This is a genomic window from Corynebacterium sp. HMSC070H05 (assembly GCF_001837615.1).
Classification (GTDB): Bacteria; Actinomycetota; Actinomycetes; order Mycobacteriales; family Mycobacteriaceae; genus Corynebacterium; species Corynebacterium coyleae.
Genome location: NZ_KV833339.1, coordinates 242,498 through 256,999 on the forward strand (window position 1 = coordinate 242,498; position 14,502 = coordinate 256,999).

The window sequence follows — 14,502 nt, forward strand, 5'->3', positions numbered from 1 at the left end:
GTGGGCACGGTACTCATCGTGTCCGCAATCGTGATGTCCGTGCTTGGGTTTGTGCTGGCGTCGGTGGTCACTAGCCGCATCACCGAGGCGAAGCTGGAAACCGCGAGTGTGGAGATCGAGCGCGCACGCGCCACCGTCGAATACCAGCTAGACAACAGCGGCAGTTCGGCCTCGCTGCAGGCGCGCTTGAACTCAGCCCGTGCAGGTTTGACCCAGCGCGCACAGGAAAACTCGGACACGTCGAGCTTTTACGAGCCGGTCTTGGTGGCGGAAAGCGGTGGCGGGGTGGTGACCTCGTCTCCGGAGTCGTACCAGATCCCAGAGCGCTTAGCGCAGTTCGTCAACGACGGAAATGTGGCCTACCAATTCGCCACTGTGGAACGGCCGGATGCGACGTTGTATGACGCGTTAATCGTCGGTACGCCAACGAATGCGGATATCCCGAATCTGCAGCTCTACCTGGTCATGAATATGGAGAGCGAAACCACCACCGTTGCACTGATGCGTGGCATTTTGGCTATCGCTGCGGTGATCGTCGTGGTGCTTTTGATGGGCATTGCGTGGCTTGCGTCGCAGCAGATTGTGGCGCCGGTGCGCTCGGCGTCGAGAACTGCCCAGCGTTTCGCGTCCGGTCACCTGCGCGAGCGCATGCCGGTCGATGGCGAAGACGAAATGGCAGTGCTGGCCATGTCCTTCAACAACATGGCGGACACGCTGTCTAAGCAGATCAACAACCTGGAGGAATACGGTGACCTTCAGCGCCAGTTCACCTCCGATGTCTCCCACGAGTTGCGCACGCCGCTGACTACGGTGCGTATGGCCGCAGACATGATCGCCGCGAACGAGGATTCGCTCGAACCGTCGACCAAGCGCGCTTCCCAGTTGATGATCAAGGAACTTGACCGCTTCGAGGCGCTGCTCAATGATTTGCTGGAGATTTCGCGTCACGACGCCGGCGTGGCCGAACTCTCCACCACCAGCATGGATGCTCGCGGGCCGGTGGAGTCTGCATGGCAGCAAACCCAGCACCTTGCCGACGAGTTGGATGTGGAAGTCGACTTTGACATCCCGGAGGAACCACAGACGATCGAGGGTGACCCACGGCGTATCGAGCGCATCGTGCGCAACCTGGTGGCCAACGCCATCGACCACTCGGAGGGCAACCCGGTGAAGGTTGTGATGCGTTCCAACGACGAGGCCGTGGCAATCACCGTCACCGACCGCGGTGTTGGGCTGAAGGAAGGCCAAGACGAGTTAGTGTTCAACCGCTTCTGGCGCGCGGACAAGTCCCGCAAGCGCCACTCGGGCGGCACCGGCCTGGGCCTGGCTATTGCGCGCGAGGATGCGCTATTGCACGGCGGCATCCTCGACGCCGCTGGCACGCACGGCGTGGGTTCCCAATTCCGCCTGGTGTTGCCGAGAGAAGTCGGGGCGAAAATCAACGTCGCCCCGTTGGACTTGGTCGCGCCGGGACAGAATGCTGCCGAGATCCAAAGGGCGCCTGTTGCCGCCAAGGAAGCAGGAGATGCCGAAGCTGACGCCAGCAGGGGAGTGGAATTCTCCACCGATAGCGGGGCCGGTACCGGCGCTGCTGGCGGAGCTGCCGGCGGAGCTGCTGGTGCAGTAGCACCGGATCCGCAGCCTGAAGTCCAGGAGGAACACCGATGAGGACGAATAAAGCTGCATCGTTGGCGCTGTCGGCCGTGGCCACGTTGACTGCGATGTCCCTGCTGTCGGGGTGCGCAACGCTGCCAACCAACTCGGCACCTCACGTGCTGCGTCCGTTTACGCCGGCGGAGTCTCCGACGCCGGATGCTGGTCCCGCGGAGGATGAGGAGCCAGACTTGCTGCTGCGTGGGTTCTACGCAGCATCGGCGATTCCGGACGGCGACTACGAAATGGCGCGTGCTTACCTGACGGAGAGCGCTGCCCAGGCGTGGGATCCAAGCGGGCAGAAGCTGATCGTGGACAGCTTCGGCGTGACTACGCTGCCGGGGGCCTCGGCAGGGAAGCGTCGCTTTGCGGTTCACGGCAATGTGGTTGGTGCGGTGCGCACTGGGGGATCGTTTGCTCCGGAGCGCGGCAAATACGAGGCAGAAATCGAGCTGGACATGATCGATGGGCAGTGGCGTATTTCGTCGCTACCCGCGGGTGTGGTCATGGAGCGAACTGAGCTGCGTAACCAGTATCAGCCGTATAACCTGTACTTCTTTGATGTCGACGACCGTGAGTTGGTCACCGACCGCCGTTGGGTTCACTCGCGTCGCGAGGCCCTGGCGGGTGACTTAATCGGGTTGCTTATGGAGGGGCCTGCGGAGCGTCTGCGTCCAGCGTTGCCCAATGCGTTGCCGTCGAAAGTGGCCTATACGGGGTTCAAAGACGGCGCGTTTACCTTTACTGGTTTCAGCGAAGTCGACGCCGCACGCCGCACGCAGTTTGCTGCCCAAGTGGTGTGGACCCTTGCCACCGCTGGCATCACAGGTCCGTATCGTTTGGAAGCCGACGGCAGCCCCCTTATCGAAGGCGCTGACGAACTCGGTACCGACGACTTTGCGGACGAGAGCCCACTGGTGGAAACCGCTGGGGAAAGCACGCTCTACGCGCTCGTCGATGGGCGCATTTTGCGTGTCGACGGCCGCACCACCCAGGCCGTCGACGGCAGCCTCGGCAGCTCTGGCCAGATCACTTCAGCCGACCTGGCCAAGGGTGGCCAATGGGCGGCTGTCTTCGGCAAACCAGACGATGACAAGGACGATGTGCTTCGCGTGGGCAAATTCGGTGCCCGCGAGGAAGAGGTTATGCGGGCGCGTACATTCACACGCCCGAGTTTCGAAGCGAACGCGGCGGCGGTGTGGTCGGTTGCAGACGGCAAGCGGATCCTGCGCACAGTCCAATCCGCAGCCAGTGGCGAATTGTCCACCGGCGAGGTGCACGTCGACCTGCCAGAAGGCGTGGACGGCAACATTTCTGTGCTGCGCCTGTCGCGCAGCGGCAACCGCGTGGTCATGGTGATCGACGGAAAGCTCTACACGGGCATTGTCCAGCGTGGCGCTTCCGGCGAACGCTCTATTGTCAATGTGCTCGAGTACGCCCACGAGCTCGGAGGCAGTGTCGTATCCGCCGAGTGGCGTGCGGATGGTTCACTCATCGTCGGTACCTCCGCCCCGTCGCCAGTGCTGCGTGTGGAGCAGGACGGCTCGTCTATGACCGCGTTGTCGGCGGGCAATATTTCGGCTCCGGTGGTGGCAGTGGCGGCGTCGCCAAGCATGCTCTACGTCACTGACGTCAATGCTGTATTGCAAGTGCCGGCCTCAGGTGCGGACAACCCCATCTGGCGTGAGGTGCCAGGTCTGGAAGGTATGCGCGCGCTACCGATCATCGCGCGGTAGGGGAGTCAGGGATGCTGGGGGATATCGGGGAGTTGCTGCTACCGCGCAAGTGCGCCGGATGCGGCGTGCCGGGGCCGCTGTTGTGCGCCACCTGCCGGATGGAGTTGGCGCACCCGCCGCAGCGCGTGTTTCCCAACACCACACCGATGGTGCCGGTGTTCGCACTAGGTGCCTATGCGGGTGCGCACCGTGGGGTGGTGTTGGCAATGAAGGAACGTAACCACCTTGCCGTGCGTCGCCACGTCGGTGCGGTACTCAACGCCGGGCTGGACTACTTGGAGGCGCGCGGCGATATCGCAGTCGGCGCGGTGCTGGTTCCCGCACCGACGAAGGTGTCCTCGGCACGCGCCCGCGGCGGCGACCCCGTGGAAGCTATCTGCCGCGCCACCCGGCGCAGTGTCACACCCGCGTTGCTACTCGACGCCAGCGCTGCCGATCAGTCGAACCTTGACGAGTCCTCGCGCCGCGCAAACCTGTCCGGAGCAGTACGGCTTGCCGCCATCCCTGCAGGTCCCGTGGTTCTTATCGACGACGTCGTAACCACCGGCGCAACCCTCCAGGCCAGTGTGTCCGTGCTGCTCGCCCACGGGGTTGACGTGAGTGCGTGCGTGACCGTGTGCGCAGCGTAACCGCAGGCCAAATATGTGTTTTTGCAGGTGTCCAGTAGGGTCACAGGAATGAAATTGCGTCTTCTTCCACTCGTGTGTGCCCCGGTTCTCGCGTTGGTCGGTTGCTCGACTGCAGAGATCACCCCACTTCATGAGGCCCGTGTTCAGGAGGTCTCCGAAATCCGTGACGCCCTCGCCGGCACGGACTTCGACTGCACCAACTGGCAGGAGTTGAAGCAGGAAGAGGGCGTGTGCATGCAGAAGGAAAAGGGCCAGATCAAATTCAAGCTCGACGGCACGCCCGAGGATTATGCGCGCTACCTCATGGAGGAGCAGTTCCCGTACGCAAAGGAAGTCATCGTCGGCGAGAACTGGGTTGGCCGCTGCGATAACACTGATGAGGGCACCTGCCAGACCATCGCTGAAGGTCTCGGTGCAAACGTGAAGCAGAGCACCCGCAGCTAAGCATCCGCTGCTCAACACCCGGCAGCGTAGCTCTCAGTAAGCTCATAGCGAACATTTTGCGAACCCCCGTGTATTGGTCATAACCAGTTGTATAGTGGTGATGGACACAGTTCCTACTACCCACAGGGAGGAAGCACATGACTTCTGCAGACCAGAATGCCGTACAGGGTGGCGCACAGGGGGAGGGTCTCGGACCCGATGTGGCGTTGACCATCACCGGCCGCAACGTTGAGGTTCCGGAGCACTTCCAGGAACGCGTAAGCGGCAAGTTGGCAAAGATTGCGAAGCTCGATCCGACTCTGAATTCCTTCCACGTTGAGCTCAAGCATGAGCCGAATCCGCGTCGTGAACAGGAAGCGGAACGCATCCAGATCACCGCAACTGGCTCGGGCCACCTCGCACGCGCTGAGGCGAAGGAAGACACCTTCTACAACGCCTTGGATGCCGCAGTGGCAAAGCTGGAGCGTTCGCTGCGCAAGGTCAAGGCTCGTCGCACCACTCCGATGTCTGGCCACCGTGCACCGAAGGGCGCCGGCAAGCTGGCCGCTGAGCTTGAGGCTGAGCAGAAGGCAGCGCAGGCTCGCGAGGCTGCTGCGCAGGGTCCGTACGATGTTGACCCGTACGAGGATCAGGTTGAGGATCTGACCCCGGGTCAGGTCGTTCGTACCAAGGTGCACTCCAACGCTCCACGTAGCGTGGATGATGCGCTCAGCGAGATGGAGCTGGTTGGACACGATTTCTACCTCTTCATCAACGAGGAGACGAACCGTCCGGCTGTGGTCTACCGCCGTCACGCGTTTGATTACGGTTTGATCGAACTGGCTGATGAGGCGGAAGCCGAAGCAGGCGAGAAGTAGCGCTTGCGCTGTTACCCGCACGGTCCTGTGAAAGGGGCCGGGCGGGTTTTGTCGTCGATTAGCAACGCCGGGTTGTTCTCTGCAACGTGGGCGTGCGTACAATGGCGGGTTGTTACACCTTGGCCCTGCCTACTCCAGTAGTAAAGGATTTTCTCACGTGTTTGGACTGTCGAAGCTGCTCCGCGCCGGTGAGGGGCGTACCGTCAAGCGCCTGGCGAAGATCGCTGACCAGGTCATGGCCCTGGACGATGAATACGCGGCGCTGACCGATGAGGAACTTAAGGCGAAGACCGCCGAGTTCAAGCAGCGCATCGCCGACGGCGCGAGCCTCGACGACATTTTGCTCGACGCGTTCGCGACTGCCCGTGAGGCGTCGTGGCGCGTGCTGGGACAGAAGCACTACAAGGTGCAGATCATGGGTGGTGCCGCACTGCACTTCGGCAACGTCGCTGAGATGAAGACCGGTGAAGGCAAGACGCTGACGTCGGTGCTGCCGGCGTACCTCAACGCGCTGTCCGGCAAGGGCGTGCACGTGGTCACCGTGAACGACTACCTGGCTAAGCGTGACGCCGAGATGATGGGTCGTGTGCACCACTTCCTCGGCCTGGAGGTGGGCGTGATTCTGTCGGAGATGCGTCCGGCGGAGCGCAAGAAGGCGTACGACGCTGACATCACCTACGGCACCAACAACGAGTTGGGCTTTGACTACCTGCGCGACAACATGACGCGTTCGGTCAACGAAATTGTGCAGCGTGGCCACAACTTTGCGATTGTGGATGAGGTTGACTCGATTCTTATCGACGAAGCCCGTACCCCACTGATCATCTCCGGCCCGGTCGATGGGTCCAGCCAGTTCTACTCGGTGTTCGCACAGCTTGCGCCGCGTATGCGTGAGGGCATCCACTACGAGGTGGATCACCGCAAGCGCACCGTCGGTATTTCCGAGGAGGGCGTGGAGTACGTCGAGGACCAGTTGGGCATTGACAACCTGTACGCGCCTGAGCACTCCCAGTTGGTGAGCTACCTCAACAACGCGATCAAGGCCAAGGAGCTCTTCGAGCGCGATAAGGACTACATCATCCGTCAGGGTGAGGTCATGATCGTGGACGGTTTCACCGGCCGTGTGCTCGCTGGCCGTCGCTACAATGAGGGCATGCACCAGGCCATTGAGGCCAAGGAGCAGGTGGAGATCAAGAACGAGAACCAGACGCTGGCCACCGTTACCCTGCAGAACTACTTCCGCCTGTACGACAAGCTCTCGGGTATGACCGGTACCGCTGAGACTGAGGCGGCCGAGCTGCACCAGATTTACAAGATGGACGTTGTGCAGATCCCGCCGAACCGTCCGAACCAGCGTGTGGACCGCGACGACCTGATCTACAAGACGCAGGAAGCAAAGTTCGCGGCCGTTGCGGAGGACATTGCGGAGCACGCGGAGAAGGGCCAGCCGGTGCTGGTCGGTACCACCTCGGTGGAGCGTTCCGAGTACCTGTCGCAGCTGCTGACCCGCAAGGGTGTTGCCCACAACGTGCTCAACGCGAAGCACCACGAGGAAGAAGGCCGCATCATCGCTGAGGCTGGTCTGCCGGGCAAGGTGACCGTTTCCACCAACATGGCTGGTCGCGGTACCGATATCGTGCTGGGTGGCAACCCGGAAATTCTCTTGGATGCGAAGTTGCAGGAGCAGGGCCTCGACCCGTTTGAGGACGAGGAGCGCTACCAGGAGGCGTGGAACGATCAACTGCCGAAGGCGAAGGAACGTTCCAAGAAGCTTGGTGATGAAGTCCGTGAGGCCGGCGGCCTGTACGTCATTGGTACGGAGCGTCACGAGTCGCGCCGTATCGACAACCAGCTCCGTGGCCGTTCCGGCCGTCAGGGTGACCCGGGCGAGACCCGTTTCTACCTGTCCATGCGCGATGAGTTGATGGTTCGCTTCGTGGGTCAGACCATGGAGAACATGATGAACCGCCTCAACGTTCCGGACGATGTACCGATCGAGGCGAAGATGGTGTCCAACGCCATCAAGGGCGCACAGTCGCAGGTTGAGAACCAGAACTTTGAGATGCGTAAGAACGTGCTCAAGTACGACGAGGTGCTCAACGAGCAGCGCAAGGTGGTCTACGGCGAGCGTCAGGAGATCCTGGCGTCGAAGGACATCAAGGACCAGGTGCGTCGCATGATCGAGTCCACCATCACTGCGTACGTCGATGCGGAGACCGCGGAAGGCTACGTGGAGGACTGGAACCTCGAGGAACTCTGGCACGCACTCGAGTCCCTGTACGGCCCGTCCGTGACGCCGCAGGAACTCATCGATGGTGACGAGTACGGTCGCCCGGGTGAGCTGACCTCGGCACAGTTGCGCCAGGCGCTTCTCGACGACGCCAACGCCCTCTACGACAACCTCGAAGAGAACATCTCCGCGATCGGCGGCGAAGAGCAGATGCGCAACCTGGAGCGCATGGTGATCCTGCCGATCATCGATACGAAGTGGCGCGAGCACCTCTACGAGATGGACTACCTCAAGGAAGGTATTGGCCTGCGTGCGATGGCGCAGCGCGACCCGCTGGTGGAGTACCAGAAGGAGGGTGGCGACATGTTCAACGCCATGAACGAGGCGATCCAGGAAGAGACCGTGCGCCAGCTGTTTGCCATGCGTAAGCAGTTTGAGACCCAGCCAGCCCAGGCTGCTGAGGGCGAGACTGACGGCGGCACCGCCACCGTCTAAAACCACCGCTGAGCCCACTGTTTGGGGCCACTGTTCGGGCCCACTGTTTGGGCCAGCGCGGTCTCACACTGAGGGCAACGCCCTGGTGAGGGCGTGAGGAGCCGTCTGCGACGTGTTGCGCGCAGGCGGCTCCAGTATTTTGAACGACTGCAGTTTGCCGTCCGCCATCTTCGCGGCAAAGGCGAGGCGTCGCCCGCCTTTCTCCACGGTGCCGTAGAACTCGCCGGCCTCACCAGAGTGGCAGGTGATCACCCGGACGTGCTGGGTGGGCAGGACTGCGGTGTTGCGGGTGTGGGCGCGGAGTTGGAGCTGGGCTCGTCGATACGCACGGATGTGTGTGCGCACCGACGTACTGAACCGCGAGGCTGTCATCACAGTCGGGTCGTAGCCTCCGAACGCAGCACTGATGGCCTGGCGCACGAGAGGGTCGACGCGTTGATTGGTCTGTGGTGTGGCGCTGAGCGCGGTGTCCGGCTCGAGCACCGGCGGCGCCGGTTTCGGCGCGGGCGTGCGGCGCTCAGGTGCGAGGAGTTGAATGTGCTGGTGGCCGGGAACGCTGTAGTACCTGGTTGTGGGCATGTGGGAATCCTCCGTCACGGGAGGGGGTGGGCGCGGCGCGGGGTAGGTATCATTGTTCACGATTGGCGCAATGAAATAAAGAGTGTGCGCACTAAAATACGCATCACGTACGCGAAATACGCAGCTAACGAAAGCTAACGAAAGAAGGCCGAAGTGCAGGGTTTGATCATCGACTACGCAGGTGTGCTGGACACGGGCGCTGAAGACCAGAGCCGCTGGAAGACCCTCATCGAGGAAGCCAAGAAGAAGGACGTCTCCGTGGCCATCCTGTCCAACGAGGCAGCTGAGGGCGAGATTGCGGACGCGATCCGCGAGTGGGAGTTCAAGGGCGTTGTCGACGCGGTTGTGCTCTCCGGCGAGATCGGTGTGGAAAAACCGGAGCGTGCAGCGTTCCAGGCGGCAGCCGACGCGATCGGCCTGGATATGAACGAGTGCGTGATGATCGACGATGACATCATGAACATCCGCGCCGCAGTGGAATACAACCTCATTGGCATCCTGCACACCGCGCTGGACCGCACTGCGGTAGAGATCCAGTCCCTGTTCGACATTGAGGGCGAGTTCTAGTGCGCGTCTACATCCCGGCAACCTTTGGCATGCTGCAAGCGCTGCAGGACAACGGTCTGTTGCATGCGCGCAGCGGGTGGGGTTTTTCTGCGACGAAGGCGTTGCAGGAATTCTTCACCTCGGGCGATCTCGAAGAGATCGAAGATGTGGCGTTCGATGACGCGGCGTTGGCGTCGCTACGCCTGCTCGCCATTGGGGACGAGGAGCGCTTCCCGCACCGCCGCGTGGTCATCTCCGTGGACGTGGACGCGACTGAAGCGCCCGATATGGGCGAGTCTGTGGTGAAACTGTCCGGCCCGGTGAATCTTGAGGACGTCGCCGCGATCCACGTGGACATCAAGGAATCCGAAGAAGCCACCGCGAAGGCCATCGAGGTGGTCGATGCCGCGGATCTTGGCGACGAAGACGCGGAGCTGACCGTCGGCGACGCCCAAGACAACTACATGGCGTTCTACCACCCAGACGAGTTAGCGTTCCTCCTCGAGCTGCTTTAACTCCCACTCGTTATTGCTGTGTAGAGCCTCCAGCAGGTGGCGCACAGCCAGCGCGCGGCGCCCGATGGGGGATTCAGCGTCGAGCGTGTCCCAGGCACACTCCGGGTCCGCAGGCGGACCCAAGTGGGTGCAGCCGCGGGAGCAGCCTTCGGCGGCCTCGGCGAGATCGGGGAAGACCTGCACGATTTGTTCCGGGGCGACGTGTGCGAGGCCGAAGGAGCGGATACCGGGGGTGTCGATAATCCAGCCGCCGCCGGGTACCTCCAGCGCCACGGACTGGGTGGAGGTGTGGCGGCCCTTGCCCACGCCGGAGACCTCGCCAGTTTCGCGGTCCGCGTCCGGGACGATGCGGTTGACCAGGGTGGATTTGCCCACGCCGGAATGGCCGATCAGCGCAGAAACGCGGTCGCGGATGTGTGTGAGCAGTTCCGCGATGTCGTCGTCGACGCCGGTGCGCAGCACCTCCACACCAAGGTCGGCGAGTTCACGCTCGAAATCGGTAGGGTCCGCCAGATCAGACTTGGTCACGCACACCATCGGGGTCACGCCGCCGACAAACGCGGCGACTAAGGCGCGCTCCACAAAACCGGTACGCGGTGGGGGATCGGCGGCGGCAACCACGATGAGCAACAGCTCAGCGTTGGCGACGATGATGCGCTCGTACGGGTCCGTATCATCCGCCGTGCGGCGCAGGACAGAGGAACGCTCCTCGCGCTTCACAATGCGCGCCAGCGTGTCCTTCGCGCCGGAGGTGTCACCGACGACGCCGACACGGTCGCCGACCTCGATCGAGGTGCGCTTTAAGTCCCGGGCGCGGGTGCATTGCAGGCGCGTGGCGTCGTCGTCAAGCACGACGCCCCAACGCCCACGATCCTTCGCCACGACCAAACCGAACTTGGCATTATCGTGCGACGGGCGGTTCTTCGAGCGTGGCCGTGAGCCCTTGCCGGGGCGGACGCGGACGTCGGATTCGTCGTAATCGGAAAACTTGCGGCGCATTACTTGGAAACCATCTCCAACCACATGTCCTCAAACCCAGGAAGCGTCTTCGCGGTGGTTGCAATGTTTTCCACCTGGACGCCCTCCACAACCAGACCGATGATGGCGCCGGCGGTGGCCATGCGGTGATCGTCGTAGGAACGCCACGTCCCGCCATGCATCTCGGTCGGAGTGATACGCAGGCCGTCGCCGAGTTCCTCGCAGTTGCCGCCGACGTTGTTGATCTCGTTGGTCAGCGCCGCCAGGCGATCCGTCTCGTGGCCACGCAGGTGCGCAATGCCAGTTAGCTCGCTCGGGGTGGAGGCACACGCCGCGATGACGGCGACGGTGGGGGCCAACTCGCCGATGTCGCTCATGTCGAGTCGAATGCCCTTTAAGGTGCCAGGCTTCGGGCCGCGCACGCGCAGGGTCTGGGTGGAGCCGTCGGCGATGAGTTCGACCTCGCAGCCCATGCGCTCCAAGACGGTACGGATCACTGCACCCGGCTGGGTGGTGCGCAGCGGCCAGTTCGGGATACGCACCTCGCCGCCAGTGACAGCTGCCGCGGCGAGGAAGGGTGCTGCGTTGGACAGGTCGGGCTCGATCACCCAGTTAGTGCCGCGGATCGGCTGCGGGGCAACGTCCCAGGTGTCACGGGTAGCGGTGACCTTCACGCCAGCCTCTGCGAGCATGGCCACCGTCATCTCAATGTGCGGCATCGACGGCAACATGCCACCCGTGTGGCGGATGGACACGCCACGCTCGAACCGGGGCGCAGACAGAAGCAGGCCCGAAACGAACTGGGAGGAGCCGGAGGCGTCGATCTCCACCGGGCCGCCGTCAGCCTTGCCGGTGCCGTGGACGGTAAACGGCATCCCGTCACCCGCAACGGACACGCCGAGGGTGCGAAGGGCGTCGAGGATAACCGCGATGGGGCGGTTGCGGGCGTGGGGGTCGCCGTCGAAAAGCACAGGCCCCTGAGCAAACGCCGCAACCGGCGGCACAAACCGCATCACGGTGCCAGCAAGACCGCAATCAACCTCCGCGCCGCGCAACTCGCCCGGGGTCACACGGATGACGTCGCGGTCGTGCTCGAAGCCGGTGCCCATGGACGCCAGTGCGGCCTCCATAAGATCCGTATCGCGCGAGCGCAGCGCCCCAGTCATCGTCGACGGACCAGCGGCAAGTGCCGCCAGCACGTAGGCGCGGTTAGTCATGGACTTTGACCCCGGCACCCGCTGCGTGTGGGTGATCGGGGCCGGATGGAACGGTGCGGGCCACATGTTCGTCATGAACGTCATAATAATGGAGCGCATGTGCGGACGATTCGTTCTTTTCACTACTGGCGACGAACTCCTCTCCGAGGTAGCCACCCTGCCCGGCATCAACCATGTCGAAGCGCCCGACGGCACCCCACCGCCGCGCTACAACATCGCGCCGACAAACCAGGTGCCGCTCATCCGGGTCGCAGAGCAGACTGCGCGTATCGACGCCGCCCGCTGGGGTCTCCTCCCAACCTGGAAGAAAGACGACACCGGCATGCCTCTGTTCAACGCACGCGGAGAGACGGTGGCGGAGAAGCCCTCGTTCCGCAGCGCGTTCAAAGCGCGGCGCGGGCTGATGGTGCTCGACGGCTACTACGAGTGGAAGCAAACCGAATCCGGCAAGCAGCCCTACTACGTGCGCCCCGCAGAGGGCTTGCTGTACGCGGCGGCACTGTGGGAGACCGGGCTGGACCGGCTATCCACCACGATGATCACCACCGACGCCACCGACAACATGGCCTGGCTCCACCACCGCCTACCGCTCTTTCTGCGTGACGACGAAATCCGCCAGTGGGTCGACGGCACCCCAGAGGAAGCGTTAGAACTTGTGCACCCCTCGCGCGTGGCCGACACGTTGCAGTGGAACGAGGCCGCAAAGGAAGTAGGCAACGTGCGCAACGACTACGCGGAGTTGATCTCGGGCTAGTCCAGGGCTATTCAGTCCCGATAGGCGCGAACTTCGCGTTGGTCAGCTCCGCCAGGTCGGTAGGCGACAGCGCAATAGAAAGGCCCCGCTGGCCGGCGGATACCGTGATGGTTTCGAGGTCGGCGACGGAGTCGTCGATAAGCGTAGGCATGCGCTTGGTGGTGCCCAGCGGGGAGATCCCGCCCACGACATAGCCGGTCGCACGCTGCGCCTGAGCAGGATCGGTCATCTCCGCACGCTTCCAACCCAGCGCTTTCGCCGCCGCCTTGAGCGAAAGGTGGCCGGCGACGGGCACGCAACAGATCGCCATGTCGCGCTCGTGATGGATCACCAACGTCTTCAGCACCGTATGGGGGTCACGGCCCAACTCAGCAGCAGAATGGGCCCCGAAATGGTCCTGGCTTGGGATGTATTCGAGCACCTCATGAGGGGTTTGAGAAAGAGCGCTCAGCGCGCGAGTCTTAGCAGCCATGGGGCGATTTTAGCGCTGACCTACAATAGCGAGCATGCCCGAAACCGAGCTTGATCAAGAAGCAAAGGCACGCTTTGCAGAAGAAGCCATGCCGCTGCTCGACCAACTCTACGGCGGAGCCCTGCGCATGACCCGCAACCCGCAAGACGCCGAAGACCTGGTGCAAGAGACCTACCTCAAGGCGTACAAAAACTTCGACAGCTTCACGCCCGGTACCAATCTCAAGGCGTGGCTGTACCGGATCATGACCAACACCTACATCAACTCGTACCGCAAGAAACAGCGCCGGCCGCTGGAAACCTCCGCGGACGAAGTGACGGATTACCAGTTGTACTCCTCGAGCTCGCACGACTCGACGGGACTGGAATCCGCCGAGGTTGAAGCGCTCAAGGCAATGCCAAACTCGCGGATCTCCGAGGCGCTCAACGCGTTGAACGAGGACTACCGCATGGTGGTCTACTACGCCGACGTTGAAGGGCTGGCGTACAAGGAAATCGCCGAAGTGCTGGACATCCCCATGGGCACTGTCATGAGCCGACTGCACCGTGGAAGAAAACAACTGCGCGCCATGTTGAAAGACGTGGCGAAGGAACGAGGCATTGGCCTCGACCACGCGGACATGCAGGACACCGACACTGCGGCGAAGGAGAAGTAATGGCTACGGGACACGGATGCGAAGCGACATACCGCCTGCTGTGCGAACTTTTCGACGAAGAAACTTCCCCACAGCGCCGCGAGGAAATCACCTCCGAGATCGCGCAATGTCCGGAGTGTCGCAGTATTGCCGAGTCTGAGCGGGCCGTTCGCGCCATCGTCCGGGATTGCTGCCAGCCAACGAAGGCTCCTGAGCCGCTGCGCGAGCGCATCATCACCACTATCTCCTACACCGAGGTCACGTGGCACTAGGGCGCTTTTAGGGGGTTTTAGGGGGAGTTCGGGGGCTGGTTGTTGCGGCCTTTCTCATCGTCTAGCTGGGCTTGTGATGCTGCTAGACGGTCTCGTTTTGGCCTCTGTGTTTGCCCTGGTGGTGTTGGGGTTGTTTGTCGTTATGGGGCTGATCGTCTAGCTGGTGTTTCGGGGTGCTAGACGATGAGCGTTGGGGTGGTGGACTGGTGTGTTCGTGGGGTTGAAACGCCCTGTTTTCGTGTCTTGAGGCCTGTTATGGCGTGTGCGCTCGGAAAACGGGGGTAATTTGCGGGGGTAAGCAGGTGGTGCAGATTGCTGAACAATCCGCACGTCACACCCATTTCGAGCCGTTTTCACAGTCGTTGAACAATCCTCCCGACCGTTTTAGGGCTGTTTTGAAGTGCTGTTCCAGCATTTCCCCAGGTCGCGATCCGATGGGGCGGGTGTTGGCTGAAAACACTCTTAAACCGCATACTATGCATGCATAAAGA

General features: G+C 62.3%; 15 protein-coding genes. 11 read left to right on the plus strand and 4 right to left on the minus strand.

Annotated elements, in window-relative coordinates; genetic code table 11:
* From mtrB to secA, 6 genes are all read left to right on the plus strand, one after another.
* Positions 1-1,668 (plus strand): MtrAB system histidine kinase MtrB, encoded by a 1,668-nt coding sequence (mtrB, locus tag HMPREF2617_RS08165; RefSeq protein ID WP_371441301.1) that lies wholly within the window; start codon positions 1-3, stop codon positions 1,666-1,668.
* A complete protein-coding gene (gene lpqB / locus HMPREF2617_RS08170) occupies positions 1,665-3,389 on the plus strand; it encodes an MtrAB system accessory lipoprotein LpqB (protein WP_070840478.1) in 1,725 nt (574 codons plus the stop codon). Before mtrB ends, lpqB begins: the two co-directional genes overlap by 4 nt.
* Positions 3,390-3,400: 11 nt before the next feature.
* A complete protein-coding gene (locus HMPREF2617_RS08175; protein ID WP_070614826.1) occupies positions 3,401-4,018 on the plus strand; it encodes a ComF family protein in 618 nt (205 codons plus the stop codon).
* Positions 4,019-4,066: 48 nt separating this feature from the next.
* Positions 4,067-4,462 carry a hypothetical protein gene (locus HMPREF2617_RS08180; protein WP_070449560.1) on the plus strand — a complete coding sequence of 132 codons (396 nt, stop codon included), beginning with the start codon at positions 4,067-4,069 and terminating at the stop codon, positions 4,460-4,462.
* A gap of 137 nt (positions 4,463-4,599) precedes the next feature.
* Complete coding sequence (hpf, locus tag HMPREF2617_RS08185) at positions 4,600-5,319, plus strand: ribosome hibernation-promoting factor, HPF/YfiA family (protein WP_070449563.1); 720 nt, start codon at positions 4,600-4,602, stop codon at positions 5,317-5,319.
* A 157-nt stretch (positions 5,320-5,476) separates the two neighbouring features.
* Positions 5,477-8,044: a preprotein translocase subunit SecA gene (gene secA, locus HMPREF2617_RS08190; RefSeq protein WP_070422858.1), complete on the plus strand. Its 2,568-nt coding sequence runs from the start codon at positions 5,477-5,479 to the stop codon at positions 8,042-8,044.
* Positions 8,045-8,107: 63 nt separating this feature from the next.
* On the opposite strand, the gene HMPREF2617_RS08195 is transcribed toward secA, so the two are convergent.
* Positions 8,108-8,623 carry a hypothetical protein gene (locus HMPREF2617_RS08195; RefSeq protein ID WP_070614824.1) on the minus strand — a complete coding sequence of 172 codons (516 nt, stop codon included), beginning with the start codon at positions 8,621-8,623 and terminating at the stop codon, positions 8,108-8,110.
* 153 nt (positions 8,624-8,776) lie between these two features.
* Between HMPREF2617_RS08195 and HMPREF2617_RS08200 the strand changes: the two genes are divergently transcribed.
* Together HMPREF2617_RS08200 and HMPREF2617_RS08205 are read left to right on the plus strand one after the other, a co-directional pair.
* Entirely contained in the window at positions 8,777-9,190 is a 414-nt protein-coding gene (locus HMPREF2617_RS08200) for an HAD-IA family hydrolase (protein WP_070422860.1), read from the plus strand.
* Positions 9,190-9,684 (plus strand): DUF6912 family protein, encoded by a 495-nt coding sequence (locus tag HMPREF2617_RS08205; RefSeq protein WP_180950030.1) that lies wholly within the window; start codon positions 9,190-9,192, stop codon positions 9,682-9,684. Before HMPREF2617_RS08200 ends, HMPREF2617_RS08205 begins: the two co-directional genes overlap by 1 nt.
* Here the strand turns inward: HMPREF2617_RS08205 and rsgA are convergent.
* On the minus strand, positions 9,658-10,683 hold the full coding sequence (gene rsgA, locus HMPREF2617_RS08210; protein WP_070840479.1) for a ribosome small subunit-dependent GTPase A: 1,026 nt from the start codon (positions 10,681-10,683) through the stop codon (positions 9,658-9,660). The two genes, HMPREF2617_RS08205 and rsgA, sit on opposite strands and share 27 nt — an antisense overlap.
* The gene (aroA, locus tag HMPREF2617_RS08215; protein WP_101732554.1) at positions 10,683-11,963 is read right to left on the minus strand and encodes a 3-phosphoshikimate 1-carboxyvinyltransferase; all 1,281 of its coding nucleotides are present in this window, start codon (positions 11,961-11,963) and stop codon (positions 10,683-10,685) included. Before aroA ends, rsgA begins: the two co-directional genes overlap by 1 nt.
* A 13-nt stretch (positions 11,964-11,976) precedes the next feature.
* Here aroA and HMPREF2617_RS08220 point away from each other — a divergent pair, with 13 nt between their 5' ends.
* A complete protein-coding gene (locus HMPREF2617_RS08220; RefSeq protein WP_070840494.1) occupies positions 11,977-12,633 on the plus strand; it encodes an SOS response-associated peptidase in 657 nt (218 codons plus the stop codon).
* 7 nt (positions 12,634-12,640) lie between these two features.
* Here the strand turns inward: HMPREF2617_RS08220 and ybaK are convergent, their stop codons facing one another.
* The gene (gene ybaK, locus HMPREF2617_RS08225; RefSeq protein ID WP_070840481.1) at positions 12,641-13,105 is read right to left on the minus strand and encodes a Cys-tRNA(Pro) deacylase; all 465 of its coding nucleotides are present in this window, start codon (positions 13,103-13,105) and stop codon (positions 12,641-12,643) included.
* A 34-nt stretch (positions 13,106-13,139) separates the two neighbouring features.
* On the opposite strand from ybaK, the gene HMPREF2617_RS08230 reads away from it, so the two are divergent.
* Together HMPREF2617_RS08230 and HMPREF2617_RS08235 are read left to right on the plus strand one after the other, a co-directional pair.
* Complete coding sequence (locus HMPREF2617_RS08230) at positions 13,140-13,760, plus strand: sigma-70 family RNA polymerase sigma factor (RefSeq protein WP_070449575.1); 621 nt, start codon at positions 13,140-13,142, stop codon at positions 13,758-13,760.
* On the plus strand, positions 13,760-14,011 hold the full coding sequence (locus tag HMPREF2617_RS08235; RefSeq protein ID WP_070422864.1) for a hypothetical protein: 252 nt from the start codon (positions 13,760-13,762) through the stop codon (positions 14,009-14,011). Before HMPREF2617_RS08230 ends, HMPREF2617_RS08235 begins: the two co-directional genes overlap by 1 nt.
* Positions 14,012-14,502: the final 491 nt, after the last annotated feature.